The sequence below is a fragment of the Priestia sp. J2 genome, assembly GCF_020790095.1.
GTDB lineage: Bacteria > Bacillota > Bacilli > Bacillales > Bacillaceae_H > Priestia > Priestia zanthoxyli.
Genome location: NZ_CP086208.1, coordinates 983,780 through 1,001,782 on the forward strand (window position 1 = coordinate 983,780; position 18,003 = coordinate 1,001,782).

Annotated in this window: 19 protein-coding genes; 15 read left to right on the forward strand and 4 right to left on the reverse strand. The window is 39.2% G+C overall.

Annotated elements, in window-relative coordinates; all coding sequences use genetic code 11:
* Positions 1-160: 160 nt before the first annotated feature.
* The 12 genes from LJY09_RS05065 to rpiA all read left to right on the forward strand — a co-directional run bounded on the left by LJY09_RS05065 (position 161) and on the right by rpiA (position 10,456).
* Positions 161-1,015 (forward strand): MurR/RpiR family transcriptional regulator, encoded by an 855-nt coding sequence (locus tag LJY09_RS05065; RefSeq protein WP_028412248.1) that lies wholly within the window; start codon positions 161-163, stop codon positions 1,013-1,015.
* Positions 1,016-1,029: 14 nt separating this feature from the next.
* On the forward strand, positions 1,030-1,335 hold the full coding sequence (locus tag LJY09_RS05070) for a PTS sugar transporter subunit IIB (protein WP_028412249.1): 306 nt from the start codon (positions 1,030-1,032) through the stop codon (positions 1,333-1,335).
* 80 nt (positions 1,336-1,415) lie between these two features.
* On the forward strand, positions 1,416-2,717 hold the full coding sequence (locus LJY09_RS05075; RefSeq protein ID WP_013082024.1) for a PTS sugar transporter subunit IIC: 1,302 nt from the start codon (positions 1,416-1,418) through the stop codon (positions 2,715-2,717).
* 55 nt (positions 2,718-2,772) lie between these two features.
* Complete coding sequence (locus tag LJY09_RS05080) at positions 2,773-3,039, forward strand: hypothetical protein (protein WP_013082025.1); 267 nt, start codon at positions 2,773-2,775, stop codon at positions 3,037-3,039.
* Between the two features lie 16 nt (positions 3,040-3,055).
* Complete coding sequence (locus LJY09_RS05085; protein WP_228307514.1) at positions 3,056-4,372, forward strand: 6-phospho-beta-glucosidase; 1,317 nt, start codon at positions 3,056-3,058, stop codon at positions 4,370-4,372.
* Position 4,373: 1 nt separating this feature from the next.
* A complete protein-coding gene (anmK, locus tag LJY09_RS05090) occupies positions 4,374-5,519 on the forward strand; it encodes an anhydro-N-acetylmuramic acid kinase AnmK (protein WP_228307515.1) in 1,146 nt (381 codons plus the stop codon).
* A 17-nt stretch (positions 5,520-5,536) separates the two neighbouring features.
* Positions 5,537-5,872, forward strand: a complete 336-nt coding sequence (locus LJY09_RS05095; RefSeq protein WP_013055725.1) for a PTS lactose/cellobiose transporter subunit IIA — start codon at positions 5,537-5,539, stop codon at positions 5,870-5,872.
* Entirely contained in the window at positions 5,869-6,957 is a 1,089-nt protein-coding gene (locus LJY09_RS05100) for a DUF871 domain-containing protein (protein WP_228307516.1), read from the forward strand. Before LJY09_RS05095 ends, LJY09_RS05100 begins: the two co-directional genes overlap by 4 nt.
* Before the next feature lie 4 nt (positions 6,958-6,961).
* The gene (locus LJY09_RS05105; protein ID WP_049166334.1) at positions 6,962-7,855 is read left to right on the forward strand and encodes a BadF/BadG/BcrA/BcrD ATPase family protein; all 894 of its coding nucleotides are present in this window, start codon (positions 6,962-6,964) and stop codon (positions 7,853-7,855) included.
* 35 nt (positions 7,856-7,890) lie between these two features.
* A complete protein-coding gene (gene murQ, locus LJY09_RS05110; protein ID WP_049163109.1) occupies positions 7,891-8,805 on the forward strand; it encodes an N-acetylmuramic acid 6-phosphate etherase in 915 nt (304 codons plus the stop codon).
* A gap of 309 nt (positions 8,806-9,114) precedes the next feature.
* Positions 9,115-9,705, forward strand: a complete 591-nt coding sequence (locus tag LJY09_RS05115; RefSeq protein WP_098113749.1) for a hypothetical protein — start codon at positions 9,115-9,117, stop codon at positions 9,703-9,705.
* Positions 9,706-9,787: 82 nt separating this feature from the next.
* Positions 9,788-10,456: a ribose-5-phosphate isomerase RpiA gene (gene rpiA / locus LJY09_RS05120; RefSeq protein ID WP_033578214.1), complete on the forward strand. Its 669-nt coding sequence runs from the start codon at positions 9,788-9,790 to the stop codon at positions 10,454-10,456.
* A 32-nt stretch (positions 10,457-10,488) separates the two neighbouring features.
* On the opposite strand, the gene LJY09_RS05125 is transcribed toward rpiA, so the two are convergent.
* The gene (locus tag LJY09_RS05125) at positions 10,489-11,082 is read right to left on the reverse strand and encodes a YdbC family protein (protein ID WP_013055735.1); all 594 of its coding nucleotides are present in this window, start codon (positions 11,080-11,082) and stop codon (positions 10,489-10,491) included.
* A gap of 136 nt (positions 11,083-11,218) precedes the next feature.
* Between LJY09_RS05125 and LJY09_RS05130 the strand changes: the two genes are divergently transcribed.
* Complete coding sequence (locus LJY09_RS05130) at positions 11,219-13,150, forward strand: hypothetical protein (protein ID WP_228307517.1); 1,932 nt, start codon at positions 11,219-11,221, stop codon at positions 13,148-13,150.
* Positions 13,151-13,208: 58 nt separating this feature from the next.
* Here LJY09_RS05130 and LJY09_RS05140 read toward each other — a convergent pair whose 3' ends face one another.
* Together LJY09_RS05140 and LJY09_RS05145 are read right to left on the reverse strand one after the other, a co-directional pair.
* Positions 13,209-14,258, reverse strand: a complete 1,050-nt coding sequence (locus LJY09_RS05140) for a L,D-transpeptidase family protein (RefSeq protein WP_323134968.1) — start codon at positions 14,256-14,258, stop codon at positions 13,209-13,211.
* A gap of 565 nt (positions 14,259-14,823) precedes the next feature.
* Entirely contained in the window at positions 14,824-15,498 is a 675-nt protein-coding gene (locus LJY09_RS05145; protein WP_154989476.1) for a class I SAM-dependent methyltransferase, read from the reverse strand.
* Positions 15,499-15,629: 131 nt separating this feature from the next.
* Here LJY09_RS05145 and LJY09_RS05150 point away from each other — a divergent pair, with 131 nt between their 5' ends.
* Positions 15,630-16,499 (forward strand): LysR family transcriptional regulator, encoded by an 870-nt coding sequence (locus LJY09_RS05150; protein WP_154989474.1) that lies wholly within the window; start codon positions 15,630-15,632, stop codon positions 16,497-16,499.
* 32 nt (positions 16,500-16,531) lie between these two features.
* Entirely contained in the window at positions 16,532-16,885 is a 354-nt protein-coding gene (locus tag LJY09_RS05155; protein ID WP_098999744.1) for a DUF4181 domain-containing protein, read from the forward strand.
* A 37-nt stretch (positions 16,886-16,922) separates the two neighbouring features.
* Here the strand turns inward: LJY09_RS05155 and LJY09_RS05160 are convergent, their stop codons facing one another.
* A complete protein-coding gene (locus tag LJY09_RS05160) occupies positions 16,923-17,855 on the reverse strand; it encodes an aldo/keto reductase (protein ID WP_098999743.1) in 933 nt (310 codons plus the stop codon).
* Between the last annotated feature and the right edge of the window lie 148 nt (positions 17,856-18,003).

The window sequence follows — 18,003 nt, forward strand, 5'->3', positions numbered from 1 at the left end:
CGGTCGTTATATTCACAATAGATTTTAATAAAATATTCTGAAAAATAAAATAAAGTTTTAAAAATATCAGAAAAATATTGAAATTAAACTTCAGAAAAAATATAATAATGGTAATTTAAAGAATATTTTAGAAATACGTTACTTAACGATGGAGGAATTCATGCGCCAATTTTCCGTACTTACTTTAATCGATGCACAAATGAATCATTACAGTCCTGCTGAAGGAAGAGTAGCTGATTACGTGTTAGAAAATCCTACGACCACGTTGAACTTAACGACCAAACAGCTAGCTAAGCAGTGTCAGTGCAGCGAAGCTACGATTATCCGCTTTTGTCAGCGTGTAGGGATTAATAGTTTTAAAGAATTAAAGATTGAATTAGCAAAAGATGCCCATAAGGTGAATAACGAGCAGCTGCCGAATCTTCCGGTTAATTTTGAAGACGAGACCGAAGCTGTGCTTGAAAAAGTCATGAGCAAAAGTATGAGCGCACTTATGAACACGAGTCGTTTAGTGAGCTCTTCTGCAATTGATGCAGCTGCGGAAGCTATTCATGGAGCGAAACGAGTGTTTTTATACGGAGCAGGAGGGTCATCAGTGGTTGCGCTAGATGCGCAGTATAAACTGCTTCGAATCGATATTTCAGCGCTGTTTTCATTAGACAGTCACGTTCAAATGGTGATGGCTACGAATATGACAAAAGATGATGTGCTGTTTGTAGTATCGACTTCCGGTCAAACAAAAGAAGTGGTGGAGCTGATGCAAATAGCCAAAGATAAAGGGGCAGCGGTTATTTTGCTAACGCAGCACGGATCATCTCCAGCTTCTAGATTAGCTGATATTCTGCTGACTATTTCAGTAGAAGAGCAGCATATTCGAATTGGAACGATGAGCGCTCGTATTGCTCAGCTAGCCATTGTAGATGCGATGTTTATACGGTTATGTATTCAAAAAGGCAATCAAGTGTTTGAGCGCATAATCGATACACATAATGTAATTCAAAAAATTAAGAGGTAGGGGGAAACGAGAAAATGAAGGTATTGTTTGTATGTTCTGGAGGAATGTCAAGTGCGATTGTAGTGAAAGCATTAAAAACAGAAGCACAAAAGCACGGAACGGATATGGAAGTGCTGGCAATTGGGACAAATGAAGTGGCAGAGGAAATTCAAAAGGGCTGGGACGTTGTAATGGTTGCACCGCAGATTCGTCACCGGTTTAACGCAGTGAAAGCGGAAGCGGATAAAGCTTCTGTTCCATGCGGGCCCATTCCGCCGCAGGCTTATACGCCGCTTGGAGGTCCGACGCTTTATAAAACGGTTCAACAGCTCGTTAGCTAAGGAAAGCAGGTTTCTTCCTGCTTTTTAAATAAATAAGGGGTTTATTACACAAGGGGAGAATATAGAGGGGGAAAGGGTATATGAGCAAATTTGTGTCGTTTTTAGAGAACAATTTATCGGGACCCATGGCCAGGTTATCAGAACAGCGGCATCTTCAAGCCATTCGTGATGGTGTTATTTCCGCTTTGCCGTTTATCATTATCGGAAGTTTTTTCTTAATTTTAGCATTTCCGCCTGTGCCGCAAGATAGCACAATTGCGAAATGGGCAGCTGATAACAGCGCCAACATTTTAATACCGTATCGCGTAACGATGTTTATTATGTCTTTATATATAGCCTTTGGGATAGGGTATAACTTGTCCAAAAGCTATAATCTCGATCCGCTGTCAGGAGCACAAATTGCAGTTGCTGCACTACTTCTTACGGTGACTCCAAAGCTGATTGAAGAAGAAGGGTTTATGCTTCCAATGACCAACCTTGGAGGACATGGTTTATTTGTGACGATGATTGTATCGATTTTATCAGTCGAGATTCTCAGGTTTTGTAAAGCAAAAAATGTCACCATTAAAATGCCGGAGCAAGTGCCACCTTCGGTATCGAGGTCTTTTGAAGCGCTAATTCCAGTTGCGATTGTTGTTGTACTTATGACCATTATTACAATTGTTTTAGGTATCGATCTTCATCATTTAGTTGATAAACTAGTTGCTCCGCTTGTAGAGGCAGGAGATAGTTTAGCAGGAGTATTAATACCGGTTTTCTTAATTACGTTTTTCTGGTCATTTGGAATTCACGGCGTCTCTGTTGTTGGGACAGTGGCACGGCCTGTATGGGAAGTATATTTAGCGAAAAATGCTGAAGCGGTAGCAGACGGAGCTTCAACGCTCCCGTATATTGCACCCGAAACGTTCTTTCAATGGTTTGTTTGGATCGGAGGATCTGGAGCAACGCTAGGCCTTGCTTTAGCAATGCTGTTTTTCTCAAAATCTAAATATTCGAAAGCGCTTTCTAGGACATCTTTTATTCCAGCGGTTTTTAATATTAACGAACCAATTATTTTCGGTTTGCCAATTGTCTTAAATCCTATTTTAATTATTCCTTTTATTATCATCCCGATTATTACAACGATCATTTCATACGCAGCAACGGCGACAGGTCTTATTACGCCAACCTACGTAATGGTTCCTTGGACGCTACCGGCACCGATCGGAGCGTATCTATCAACCGGAGGAGACTGGCGGGCGGTTGTGCTAGTCGTTATCAATATTGCTATTTCTGTTGTCATTTATCTTCCGTTCTTTAAAATGTACGACCGAAAGATGGTCGAAATGGAAAAAAGCGATGAAGCAACGGTTGCACCATCCGATAGTTCAGTTCAAATGTAAAGAAAGAGAAGCCAACTTGTTTGGCTTCTATCTCTTTAGTAGGAGTTGAGGGTCAATGTTTGTACGGTTTCGATATAAAACTGTGTTTTTATTTCTGCTAACCATGGTTCTTTGCAACGTTATTTTTACACCTCTGCTGCAGTATGCTGGTTTATCGGCGCAGCATAGTTTATTTGCCATTACAAGCCTATCAGCGGCGTTGCTTACAACATTTATTTCCATTCGGCTTTCAAACGCAGCTTTATCTAAAACCGCCGTTTGTATACGCTTTGTTTTGCTTGGAATAGGGTGCACAGCCGTTACATATTTAGCCGTGTTTTAACAAGGAGGGGCAAAAAATGAAAGTAGTGACAATTGGGGGAGGATCAAGCTATACACCGGAATTGGTCGAAGGGTTTATTAAACGATATGATGAGCTTCCAATTCGAGAGCTATGGCTTGTAGATGTTGAAGAAGGAAAAGAGAAACTTGAAATTGTAGGAGCACTTGCGAGAAGAATGGTCAAAAAAGCAGGTGTTGATATGAAAATTCATTTAACGCTTGATCGACAAAAAGCGTTGATAAATGCTGATTTTGTAACGACACAGCTTAGAGTAGGTCAGCTTGATGCGCGTATTCAAGATGAACGCATCCCTCTTAAGTACGGAATGATTGGTCAAGAGACAAACGGGGCGGGAGGATTATTTAAGGGCTTACGAACGATACCGGTTTTGTTGAAAATTGCCGAGGAAATACACGAAGTTTGTCCAAACGCCTGGCTTATTAATTTTACAAATCCTGCAGGTATGGTAACGGAGGCGCTGCTTCGCTACGGAAAGCATTCTAAAGTAGTAGGAGTTTGTAACCTGCCTGTACATATGAAAAACTCCATCGCGGGCTTGCTTCAAGTAGAAAAAGAAGATGTTCACATTGAATTTGCAGGGTTAAATCACTTGGTATATGGACTGCATGTGTATGCAAAAGGAAAGGAAGTAACAAAAGAAGTCATTCGGCGTTTAAGTGATCCAAACTCTCAAGTAACAATGAAAAACATAGCTCCTATTCCGTGGCAACCGGACTTTTTGGAAGCTCTTGGCGTGATTTTATGTCCTTATCACCGCTACTACTATAAAACAAAAGAAATATTAGCAGAAGAGCTTCTGGCCTTTCAGTCAGGTACCACACGCGCTGAAGTGGTCAAAGTATTAGAAGCCGAGCTTTTTGAACTCTATAAAAATCCAAATCTAGAAATGAAGCCTCCGCAGTTGGAAAAACGAGGGGGTGCTTACTACAGCGATGCCGCATGTAATTTAATTTCATCCATTTATAACGATAAAGGTGATATTCAAACATTAAATGTAAAAAACAATGGAGCTATTTCCTCACTCCCAAACGAATCTGCGGTTGAAGTAAACTGTGTAGTAAAAAAGCAAGGGCCAGTACCGCTCGCTGTCGGTGAACTTCCGGTAGAAGTGAATGGACTTGTGCAGCAAATTAAATCGTTTGAACGAGTAGGAGCAGAAGCCGCGGTTACAGGATCTTACGAAAAAGCGCTGGTTGCCCTGACCATTAATCCGCTTGTTCCAAGTGACGAACTGGCTAAGTCAGTGTTAGACGAACTGCTTCAAGCTCATCGCAACTATTTACCCGCTTTTTTTAAGGAAGTGAATGCGTAGTATGTATGCTGTTGGACTTATGTCAGGAACGTCACTGGACGGAATTGATGCAGCTCTTGTGGAGATTGAAGGAAGCGGCTATGGAAGTAAAGTTAAGCTTCTTCAGTTCATTACCATGCCGTTTTCACCGCCGTTAAAAAAAGAAATTGAACAGGCGCTTTCTCTCGAACATTCAAATGTACAGCTGATCTGCAGCTTGAATTTTAAACTTGGCTACGCGTTTGCAGATGCAGTGAAAAGAGTGTGCCAAAAAGCCGGGTTTTCTCTTGAACAAGTAGATGTCATCGGATCGCATGGTCAAACCATTTACCATCAGCCGTATGCTTCAGGAAATACAGCGATGTCTACACTCCAAATTGGAGAGCCCGCTGTTATTGCCTATGAAACTAAAACGAAGGTAGTGGCAAACTTCAGAGTGATGGACATGGCAGCGGGCGGGCAAGGTGCTCCGTTAGTTCCTCACACCGAACGAATTTTGTACAGCCACGCTGACCGTACAAGGCTGCTTCAAAACATTGGAGGTATTGGGAATGTAACGTTGATTCCGCCAAAACACTCTCCTATACCCGTAGTAGCTTTTGATACGGGGCCGGGAAATATGATGATAGATGAAGCGTGTCAGCAGCTTTTTCATGTTTCATTTGATGAAAATGGGTGTTTAGCAGCTGGAGGAACTATTATTTCAGAGCTTTTAGAAGACTGTATGAACCATGATTACATGAATCTTTCTCCTCCTAAATCGACGGGAAGAGAGCTGTTCGGTACACAGTACACAAGGAGACTGCTAGAGAAATATAGCAACCATAAAAAAGAAGATTTGCTAGCTACGATTACCATGTTCACGGCATCATCCATTGTACATCACTATGAAACATTTATTTTTCCTGCCTATTCTATTGACGAAGTGATTATTGGAGGAGGCGGAAGTTATAACAATACGCTGATGAATATGATTAAAGCCAAGCTAGGGAAGCGCTGCAGTGTGTATACACAAGAAGAAATAGGGATGTCTTCAGAAGCAAAAGAAGCCGTAGCTTTTGCGGTGCTCGCAAATGAAACACTTGCAGGTTATCCAAGCAATGTACCAAGTGCAACCGGTGCTTTGTCTCCTGTAATATTAGGAAACATTACGCCTGCACCACTATAAAAAAGGGGATGGAAGAAATGACAGAAGCAGCAAATATGGAAAATGAAATTTTTGAACTTATTGCATACGGAGGAAATGCTAGGTCACTGGCATATGAAGCGTTAGAAGCAGCTGAAGATTATGATTTTAATAAAGCTGACGAACTTTTAAAGCAGTCTCAAGAAGAGCTCAGTCATGCTCATAAAACGCAAACTGCGCTTATTCAACGTGAATTGAACGGAAAAACAATTGAAAAGTCGCTGCTTTTAATTCACGCACAAGATCATTTAATGACGGCTATTTCAGAGCAAAAATTAATTGAACATATGATTAAGCTTATTAAAAAATTTAAAAAAGAAGGCGAAAATCAATGAAAAAGCTAGGTATTGCGATTTATCCGGAACATTCGACTGTGGAAAAAGATAAAGCGTATATAGCACTTGCGCATCAATACGGATTTACCCGCATTTTTACGTGCTTGCTTTCTGTTGAAGGCGATCAGAAAAAAGTAATGGCAAATTTTAAAGAAATCATTGAGTTTGCCAATGAGCTAGAGATGGAAGTAGTAGTGGATATCGCTCCTCGCGTATTTGGAGCGCTCGGCATTTCTTATGATGATCTATCTTTTTTTCACGAATTAGGGGCTTATGCTATTCGTCTTGATCTAGGCTATACGGGAAATGAAGAGTCCATTATGACCTTTAATCCATACGGCTTAAAAATTGAAATTAATATGAGTAATGCAACAAAGTATGTTGATAATATTTTAAGTTACCAGCCGAATCGAAAACAGCTATTGGGGTCGCACAACTTCTATCCTCATCGATATGCGGGATTGTCGTATGATCACTTTATGAAGTGTTCAGCGTTGTTTAAAGAACATAACCTTGAAACAGCAGCGTTTATTAATTCACCAAGCGCTACTTTTGGACCGTGGCCTGTTACTGAAGGGCTTTGTACGCTTGAAATGCATCGCACGCTTCCGATCGACGTGCAGGCTAAGCATCTTTTTAAAACGGGATTAATTGATTGTGCAATCATTGCGAATGCTTATGCATCGGAAGAAGAAATGAAGGCGCTGCGTGATGTTGTTCAGCAAGAGCGCTTTACCTTTAATGTGAACCTGTATGATACGATTACCGAGCTTGAGAAAAAAATTGTGCTAGAAGAGTTTCATTTTTACCGTGGAGACGTATCGGATTATTTAATTCGCTCTACGCAAAGCCGAGTAAAATATAAAAAAGAAGAATTCAAGCCTACGCATACTCCTTCCATTCGAAGAGGCGATATTTTAATAGAAAATGAACTCTACGGTCAGTACAAAGGAGAGCTGCAAATTGCGCTGTTAGACATGGAGAACTCAGGTAAAACAAACGTAGTAGGCCGCATTGCGGAAGAGGAAATTTTCTTATTAAATGAACTGCAGCCATGGGATAAATTTGCTTTTTGTGAGCGGTGATGAAATGGACTATATTATTGGTATTGACGGCGGGGGAACAAAAACAGAAGCCGTTGCGTACAGCTTAGACGGCCAACAGCTCGCTGCTTCAAAAAGCGGTTACGGCAATTTACTCATTAATTACAACACGGCTATTACTCATATTGATGAATGTATTATGGCGTGCAAAACTGAGCTTGCTGGTCATACATGTAAAGGCATTTCACTAGGACTTGCTGGAAGTAAAGCATTATCCAAAGAAGAAATAAAAAGATATTTTTATAATCGTTATCAAGTAGAAGTAGATTTATATGATGACGCCATGATTGCACATGAAGCACTACTGCATGGAAAAGAAGGGATTTTAACCATTGCAGGAACTGGAGCTGTCAGCATTGGTAAAAAAGATGGAGTGTATGAATACGGTGGAGGGTGGGGACACCTTCTTGGAGATGAAGGAAGCGGATATTGGATTGGTCTTCAAGCACTGATATTGCTGACGAAAGAGCATGATCAAAACCGTCCGTACAGCAGCCTTAGTCAGACAATCTTGCAACATGTAAAAGCAGACACCATACACGACATAAAAAAGTTTGTCTATTCATCTCCTAAATCAGAAGTTGCTTCACTCACTCCGCTTGTTGTAAATCAAGCGAGAAATTATAAACAAGAAGCAAGTGACATTCTTCAACGGGCTGGAAAGAACCTTGCAAACATGACTCTTCATTTGTATAAGAAACAGCGGTTTGAAGGGAGCTGCTTGCTGGCATGCAAAGGCAGCATTTTAATGGAAGTTCCAGAAGTGTTTGATGTTTATAAAAAAACATGTGAAAAAGAAATAAAGCATATCCAGTGGGCAACACAGCGAGTATCATCTGCTAAAGGAGCTTATCAGCTGTTCATGAAAGAGTATCAATAGAGAAAAAATGATCGTGGAAAAGGCAGGGGATCACAGTGAACTTAAATCATATCTTAACAGAAAAACGCAATCCGCAAACGTTAAACATTGATGAATTATCAAGCCTGGAAATTGTAAAAAAAATTAATGAAGAAGATCACCAAGTGCCTCAGGCAATCAATAAGGTACTGCCTGTTATTGCTTTGTTAGTAGATGAAATTGTCAGTGCTTTTAAACAAGGCGGACGTTTGATTTATATCGGAGCAGGTACAAGCGGGCGGCTAGGCGTGTTAGATGCATCTGAATGTGTACCAACATTCGGTACACCTGCCGAACAAGTAGTTGGGATCATAGCCGGGGGAGACAAGGCGCTCCGGCACGCGTTAGAAGGAGCAGAAGATAATAAGAAACAAGCGATAGAAGATTTGAAAGCGATTAATTTATCAAATAAAGATATTCTTGTAGGGATAGCTGCAAGTGGAAGAACGCCTTATACACTCTCAGCGCTTGCGTATGCAAACAGCCTGGGGGCAGTAACGGGCTGCGTTGTAAATTCTCCTCAATCAGCTATGGAACAAGAAGCAAACTATGCAATAGTAGCAGAATCAGGCCCGGAAGTTGTAACAGGTTCTACCAGAATGAAAGCCGGAACTGCTCAAAAGCTTGTTCTTAATATGCTGACGACGGCTTCTATGATTCAAATTGGTAAAGTCTACAGCAATCTAATGGTAGACGTACAGCCGACTAATGATAAACTCGTCCAGCGTGCTAAAAATATTATTGCAGAACTAACAGGCGTCTCATCAGAAGAGGCAGCCGAAAGTTTACAAACATACAAAACGCCAAAAGCCGCTATCCTTGCGCTTCTTACTTCTATAGAAGGTGATGAAGTGCACCGGTTGCTTGCTAAACATGACGGACATTTAAAAAAAGCCATTGCAGAAGCAAAGGAACAGTCGACTAAAGATTAACCCCTAAAAGAAGTGCATACAGCACTTCTTTTTTTGTTGAGTACATTTTTTGCACAATGTATGTGGGTGAATTCGGTCTAATCATTTTGCGAGCAGGAATTAATAACGTATACGATAGAGCCGGGCAAAGCAAACCGGCTGTTAGCTCAGCGTCTGTTATCAAATTTACTATTGTAAAAAAGTTTATTTTCTCTAGTTAAATTAGCATGTGCGCTTTGATAATCCTTTGGTTATTTCTCCTTATGACGATGTAAACATGAATATGGTATTATCGAAAGTTAAAGGGGTATTAAAAGGTGTGTGGAAACAATGGATCGAAAAAAAGCCGCATCAGTAGCTGGAGCATTGGTCATTGCCGTAGGAATTTGGCTGTTTCAAAGCGGGAAATTTAAAAGTGAAGCCCAGGCAGATAAGTTTACGAGTACGTTTTTGGTCGATCATGAACAAACAGACAATGGATTTGAATTATTTACTTCGGATACCAATCAATATAGCATGTGGTTTCCGCTTCAGTATGTTATTCATAAATCTTCTTATAAAAGCAGTGAAGATGAAAGTGAAGTATGGACAGCATCAACGAAGGAAAATGATTCATACAATGCTGGGAAAATAACGGCTTTATTTTCTAAGAAAAAAAGCAAAGCAGCTCAAAAAAAAATGGATGCGTTTCAGCCTGATTACATGTTAAAAGGTAAAAATGCAACGATTTATGTGAAAAAACAAACAAGAGATGGAAAGCATAGCATTTATCATGCTTATGTGAATGATGATTATTCAAGCAGGTATATTTACTATACGTTTGAACTAAAAAGCAGCGAACAGACAAACAGTACAAAACAGCAGTATTGGGTAGAAAAAATTCTTCTAAATACACAGTTTCAAAAAAACTCAGCTGAATAGTCAGCTGAGTTTTTTCGTAAGGATTCATAATGCTTTTGCTTTTTTATGTAAACGGGTACAATATGAGTAAGGAGGCCTTCGTATGATTGAAAAACAAGCAGTTGGTGAAAAAGCAGCACAATTTGTTGAAGATGGAATGATTGTAGGGCTAGGAACAGGTTCAACAGCTTATTATACAATTGTCAAACTAGGTGAACGAGTAAAAAATGGATTAAACATCAAAGCGGTTCCTACTTCTCAAAAAACAGAAGAACTGGCAAGGAAACTAGGTATTCCTATTGTTACCTTAGCGGATGTTGAATATATTGATATAGCAATTGACGGAGCGGATGAAGTGGATAGCGAGCTTTCTTTAATTAAAGGAGGAGGAGGCGCGCTGCTTCGAGAAAAAATGATTGCGTACGCAGCGAAGCGATTTATCGTGATTGCGGATTCTAAGAAAATAGTGAAGACGCTAGGAGCTTTTCCTCTTCCTGTTGAAGTTATACGTTTTGGCTGGGAAATGACGGCGAAGCATATTCGCAGTGCAGGTTGTGTACCGCAGCTTAGGCTTTTAGATGATCATACGCCGTTTATCACCGATAACGGAAATTATATTCTAGACTGCCATTTTTCAGAAATTGAAAATCCTGCTTTGCTGGAAAAACAGCTTACAATGATTCCAGGCGTAGTAGAAAGCGGTTTGTTTGTAGGAATGACGGAGGAAGTCATTACCGTACAGAATCAAGAGGTTCATATCATAAAAAAATAGAAGCTTTGGCGTCGGGCCTAGGCTTCTATTTTTTAATTGGAAAGAACGTTCCAATTTTTCTCTAATTGGTATATGTATTGAGACGCGTTCAGTACATTTGGATGAACGAAGGTATCAATTGTTTTTTGTGGACAAGCAGATCCGTATAATGAAAAAATGACAAGCTTGCTATGCTCGATTGGTGATACAACGTGAGATAAACAGCGATAAGAAGGATTTATCAAGCTTTTTACCATCTCATGAATATCTTCTTTGTCGTAAAAATCGACTTCAATTTCCGTCTTTACTAAATAACGGCTTTCAATGGCGCTGCTTCTATAATAATTGTAGCGTGCTCCGATGAAGTAGGACGGATCTGATGTTGAAACGTCCAAATTCGTATATGTTTGATCCTGCTTGCTTTTATAAAAAATAGAATCATGAGTATGCTTCATGAATTCTTGATAAGTTGTTCCATCTTCCCACAGAGCTAGAATACAAGCATCTGTTTCATCTTCCACGTTCCAACCCCCTAATTGGCCAATGAAACCATTCACGTGTGCAAGAGCAGCCCAATGCTGTTGCGTATATGAAAAAGATGCTTTTTTATCAGTCGGTATGCTGCATTTCACAATTTTTGTCAACATTCTCCCATCACCTCAATTAATTACTTCGATAAATGCAGGAAAAATCCTTCTAAAAAGAGGAAAATGATAGACATATCCCCCCTTTAAAATCCATACATTTCAAATAGGACAATGTTAGGGAAAGAAGGGGAAATGAATGAAAGTTTTTCGTGCAAAAGCCTGTCAGTCTCCTACGCGAAAAGGCTGGTCAATTATGTTTCAGCATCCGTTTAAAAAAGATGAAAGAGGAAGATCGCACCCGTTTGTTAAACGGTTTATGTATACAGAGCAACACGATGAAATTGACATGTTGGTTGAAGAGATGAATGAGCTGCTGAGAGTCCAGGATTTTTGGACAAGTACTGCAAAAGGAAGAGCAAAAGCAAGGTATGATGAACGAGTAGTGAATGCTTTTTATAACGATATTGAAAAAAAGACAAGCGAACAAATTGACAGCGAGTATGAGTACATTCATGTAATAGGAGAACAAGGAAGCGGCAAAACATCTTTAATCCGCCAGCTTCTTGGTATAAAAAAGGAGTGCGGCTTTCTAGGAATAGGCAGTAAAGGAGCTTATTCTGCTACGTATAAGGTGAAGGATTCTCAACACTATGAAGCTGCCGTCTCTTTTTTTACGCGAAGTGAAGTGCAAAGGCAATTGGAGAAAATCCTACTAAGAAGCGCTGAAGTGTATGCTGAAGGAGGCACGGATTATGACTTGGTCTTTGAATTATTACACGGAGATTCCTCTTTTAATCTGCGCGCTCTTTTGGGAGATATCCCATACAAAGCCCGTTATTTTAATGATGATGTTCCTTTAAGAATGAGCGACGAAAATAGTTCATTCAAACAATTTGTAGATGCAATTAAACGAGAAAGTGAAATAGTAAAAGACGCTGTTGATCAAGAAGGAAGAGATTTTGCAGAGGTATGGCATAAGCGGCTTGAATGTAGGAAGATCACTGAGCAAATGCTTCTGGCAATTGAATCTCGGTTGAGAGAATACAAGGAAGGAACGTGGAAAATAGGAGAAGACGACTGGCCAATATCCTGCCGTCTCACAGCAAAAGAGCTGTCTTTCTTTGATCCGCTAACAAATGAAGAAGAAGAAAATAACGGACGCCTTATTTATCCATTGTTTCGTAGAATTGAAGTTTTCGGCCCTTTTTCTTTTAAAAAAGGGGTAGCGATTTGCGAGCATCCATCTGTTGAATATACGGGCACCATCCACGATTCTTTTAAACAAGCAGCTTCTATTTTATACGTACATCATGGGCTTAAAGAATTAGATATTCAATTTCTTCAGCAGCTCATCGTACATGGGCACGGTGCTAAGGTAAACGTTTGTGTTACACACGGAGATTTGCTTACCTCTCCAAGCTGCCGTACGGGTTATGCTAAAAAACATGCCATGGCTAAAATTATAGATGGTGCGCTTAAAAGCGTTTCACCTCTTATGAGAAAGCAGCTTCATTACTATTTAACAGTAGGGAATACGTCTATTTTAGAATGTGTACACGAAGAATCCGAAGAGAGTCACTTTCTGTATAAAGACTTAAAGACAGCTTTAGTATCAGAAACGAGAAAAAAGCAGCAAGAGCTGCATCCTATTTATTTAAACTTGACTGTCTCGCAGGCTTTTTATGAAGCAATGGAGTCGCTGAACATTCCTTATATGGACAGAGAAACGTGTTTAAACATTTCCTTAGGAGAGAATGAAGGACCGGTACCAGCTATTGCGTCCGCCGTTATTTCATCTGTGTATGAGCATTTTTTAAGTCAGCCGTCCGGATGGTCAAGTACTTATCATTCGGTCACCGACCGACAGCAGGTTATTCAAGAGTTGGCAGGTGAGTTCGCAACCGTCGTTTATTCCTATTTTAACGAACAGCTGCTTAAAAATCCCCGTAAGGACTGGCTAGCTCTTTATAAAGAAAAAGAAGACGATCAGCCTTATAAATATAGCAGGGTAATAGAAAGTGTAATTCCTGCCAAAAACGATATCTATCAGCAGCAAATTCTTATGAGAACCGTTTATCAATTGATTAAGTATGTGGTAGAAAAGAAAGACGGGGTAATGGTTCATTAAGGAGTCCCTGTAAAAAGAGGTTTATAAATAAAAAAACAGAGCCTGATTTCAGGCTCTATTAGCGTTTAGAAATAGCAGTTAACGTATTAGGTCCGGCAATGCCGTCCACTGCTAGCTTATTGTCTTTTTGAAACTTACGCACAGCAGCTTCAGTATTGGCGCCGAAAATACCGTCCGTGCCTTTTGTATCATAGCCAAGCGCCGTTAATTTCTTTTGAAGAGCTTGAACATTGCTGCCTTTGCTTCCTTTTTTAAGCGTTTGTTTTGTGTTAATTGTTGTATCTGCTGGTGGATTTGTCGGATTTGTTGGATTTGTTGGTGTCGGGTTGGTTCCAGGGTTTCCTAAAGCTTTATACGTCGCTGGCCCGACAATACCGTCAGCCGTTAAGCCGTGGTCTTTTTGGAACTTACGCACAGCTGAATCTGTATTGGCACCGAACACACCGTCCGTACCTTTTGTGTTATAGCCAAGTGAAGTTAGCTTCTTCTGAAGTTCCTTAACTGCATTTCCTTTACTGCCTTTCTTTAAAACAGTTCCTGTAGAAGGAGCTGGAGTAGAACCTGAGTTTCCAGAAACGTTGTACCCCTTTGCTGCTGCAATGTCATTAAATGATTTAGAAGAAGTTGTAATCACAACCGGTGTACCGACGGTCACTTTACTAAATAACCATGCCACTTCTTCATCGTACATACGAACGCATCCGCTGCTTACATATTTGCCAATGGAAGCAGGATTATTATTTCCATGAATAGCATACGTTGTGCCGTATGTACCTCTTGCATTTAGACCCAGCCAGCGGTTGCCAAGAGGATTTCTAGGGTCTCCACCAGGAATGTTCCCTGAGTAATAAGGGCGATTGACAATTTTATTCACTACTTTGAAATGCCCTTCTGGTGTAAGAGACTGCGTGCGTCCTGTTGCGACTGAAAACGTTCGGACAAGTGAACCATTTTGGTAATAAGCCAGTTTATTTGTTGCTTTGTTAATGATAATTAAATGAGATGGTGTTGAAGCAGCTTCTGTTTTTGGAACGCCTACAAATAAGCAGGCTAGAGCTAGAATAGCCGCTATGAGTACGATTGTTGTTCGTGATATTCTATTTGCCATGTGCTGCGCCTCCTTAGGCTGCATTAATGAAAAACGTATGGTGCGGCAGTGCTATAAATTCTTCACTAATAAAATAAAAGACGAATAGCTGCATTTTCTATACCTGTATGTACGCGCTTAATAAGGAAATCATTAAGTAGAAAGACTTTACTAGCGGGAATTTATAATAATAAGAATAACTGAGTTTTTCTTGATGCTTTGTACAACTTTAAGAATATAAGTTTACTAATCTAGCGGATTTATATTTACATAAGCAGCACATCCTTTCCAGTTCTTCATTTTCGTGTAAAGAAATGAAAGCGCTATATGGATTGTTTTGTAATCATATTGTAACATATTTGTATTTTTTATACCATAAAAAGACATAAAATAGTATAAAAATACTTTATATGGGTTTTATGTACAAAAAATTTAAAAGTTCAGGAGAACGAAGCTATTATTAGATATACGAAACTGGAAAAGAAGTATGCGTGGTTTTGTGGAAATAGATAAATATTCTCATTCGAATATAGGGAGGGACAGAGTAAAAAAACTACTTGCAAAGAGACAAGTAGTTTTTAAACCGTTATTTTTGAGCATACATTACAACAAAATTAAAAAATTTATAGATGCAATCCACTGTGCTGAACCCGCTTGCTGTTAACCAATTTAACTGATCATGTAAAGTTGCCATTTTATCTAACTTCGTACGTTCATGAGCAGCCTCAATTTGCTCATGAGTTAATCCGCTTGAGGCAATTCTTTCACTCCAGTCTTTTTTATATAACTCTTCAATAATAGAAGAATGGCCTAATACTTGATCGGCATTAATAAATATTCCTCCTGTATGCAGCAAATTATAAATTTGCCCATACAGCTTTTGCTTTTGTTCGTCTTCTAAATGATGAATAGCAAGTGAAGAAATCACAATGTCGAATGAATGCTCAAATTCGTAGCTTGTTATATCTGATACAAGAAATTCCATATGCTGTTCGTTTTTAAAGCGCTCCTTAGCTTTTTCAAGCATTTGATCTGACACGTCAATCAACGTGAAATGAGCATTTGGGTATTTTTCTTTTACAAAAGAAGAAAACAATCCTGTACCTGCTCCGATATCAAGTACGCGAAGCGGCTTGTTTGAAAAGTGAAGAAGAGAAACGGGAATGGAATAAAAATCAAAAAAACAAGGAATAAGTTTGCGGCGCTGCTCGTCATACTGAGAAGCATGGGCATTAAATTTTTCTTTAACGTTATTTTTCATTTTTACAGCTCCTTTATTTGGTAATATTGAGATACATATATCGTATAGAAGTTTGGTAGAAAAGAAAATAAACAAAAATAGGCAGTATTGATTCCAGTTTGTTATGAATAGAAAGAGATGGAGAGAAGAAAATGGAGATCAAATGGTTAAAAACATTCATCATAGCGGCTTCTTATGAAAATTTCAGGCAAGCGTCTGAAGATTTATTTTTAACACAGCCTGCTGTATCAAAGCATATTCAGCGACTGCAGCAAGAGCTAGGTGCTGAGCTTTTTGAAAAAAAAGGTAAATATATCACGCTGACTGAGGCAGGACGCTTTTTTTTGCCTCATGCACAAAAAATGGTGAGGGCATATGAAGAAGGAGTAGGAAATTTTGAGTTATGGAAGCAAGGATATAACCGAAAACTGACTATATCCGCTGCTCCTCAAATAGCAGCATCTGTTTTGCCGAGTCTAATCAAACAATTTGTAGAGAGATATCCCCATATTGAAGTCACGGTTAATATCACAAATTCGTTTCAAGTGGGAAAAGACATCAGCGACAGAAGGTCAGATATTGGATTAACAAGGATGCTTCCGGGTCAGGCAGACGTTTTTTATGAGTTAATACATAAAGAAAAAGCAGTCTTAGTTGCCCCGTTTTCTGCAGAGGCACGTACGGAACAGGAGCTGTTATCTTCCTACCGGCTGCTTACGAATAATCATCCTGTTTATTGGGAAGATTTACTCCTTCAAATCAAGGCTTGTTATCCTCGCATTCAGCTGCTTCCTGTGACGCAAGTAGAAATTACAAAGCGCTTTATTGAAGAAGGTTTAGGCGTATCTTATTTGCCATTTTCTATGGTGAAAAAGGAAGTTGAAAATCAAACGTTAAGCGTCATTTCACAGCAGAAAATTATCCGACCTTCTTCACATACATATATCGTAACAAAAGGTGAAACGGAAGAAACAAAGCAGTTTAAGCACTTTGTAGCTGAGACCTTAACAGAAACGAGTTGAAATGATACCATAAAAAGGAAGGGGGGATGGCAATGTATATATTAATAATACTTGTAGCAGCAGCGGTCTTAGCAGACTTTATTTTAAGAAAAGTCCTTGATATCCCTCGCAGCAAATTTTGGGGAAAATATGAGTATGAAAGTCTAGCTTTAGGACGATGGGATAAATATGTGACGATAGCTTTTGTTCTTTGTCTGTTACTCGATATGGTCTTTATGTTTGTGGAGCCTTATATCGTATCTTTCCTATTTTTAGTCGTGAATATTTTGCTGAAAAGCATAGATGAATGGAAATATAAACAAGAAACAAAAGAATACGTAACAAGCTTTGTACAGATGGGATTCTTCTTTACGGCTTTTGTTCTATTAGTCAGCGGAATTGTATAGAAAAAAGAGCTTTACCTATGGCAAAGCTCTTTTTGTATTATTTAAAAATATGATCAATGTCTTTAATTTCAGAAGAAGTGAGCTGAACATCTAATGTTTTTAAGTTATCAAGTACTTGATCAGCGCGTTTTGCTCCTGGAATTAATACATCAATTGAATCGCGCGTTAAGTACCAAGCCAGAACAAGGTGAGCTACTTCTACGCCTTTTGCGCTAGAGATTTGACGAAGACGCTCTACTTTTTCTAAGTTTTGCTGAAATGCTTCGCCGATAAAATGAGGCATATCTTCGCGCAGGTCATTAAACTTTGTATTTTTATCATATTTCCCAGCAAGTAAACCAGCAGCTAGAGGGAAGTATGGAATAAATGAAATATGATTTGCAGCCGTATAAGGTAAAATATCGTTTTCTGCTTCTCGCTGAATTAAGTTATATTGGCCTTGTACCACGTCTACATAACCATCTTTATTTGCTTCTTTTAACTGATCTAACGAGAAGTTTGATACGCCAATAGAACGGATCTTACCTTCATCTTTTAATTCTTTTAACGCACCGACCGCTTCGTCTTTAGGTGTGTTTTTATCTGGAAAGTGAATATAATATAAATCGATATAATCTGTTTGAAGGCGTTTTAAGCTATCTTCAACCGACTGTTTTAAAAATGCAGGAGAATTGTCTAGCAGTACTTCATCTCCAACAATTTTATGAGCTCCTTTTGTAGCGATCACCGCTTCTTCACGATTCCCGCGTTCTTTTAGCACTTCGCCAATTAATTCTTCAGAACGTTTAGGACCATAAATGAACGCTGTATCAAGTAAATTTATGCCATTATCTAGCGCCTTATGAACAAGGTCTTTGCCGACTTCTTCGTTTAGGTTAGGATATAAGTTATGTCCTCCTACAGCGTTTGTTCCAAGTCCAATAGGATTAACATATAATTCGGATTTTCCAATCTGCACTTTTTCTGCCATGTCTAACGTCCATCTCCTTTTTTATATCTTCTTTTTTACTATAGCAAAATATACCACGAATCAAAAATAGTACGCTCATATGAAAAGCAGCTTTAAAAAAGTATGTGAACTTGAGTTACACGTAAATAAGGAGTATATTCTATATGGC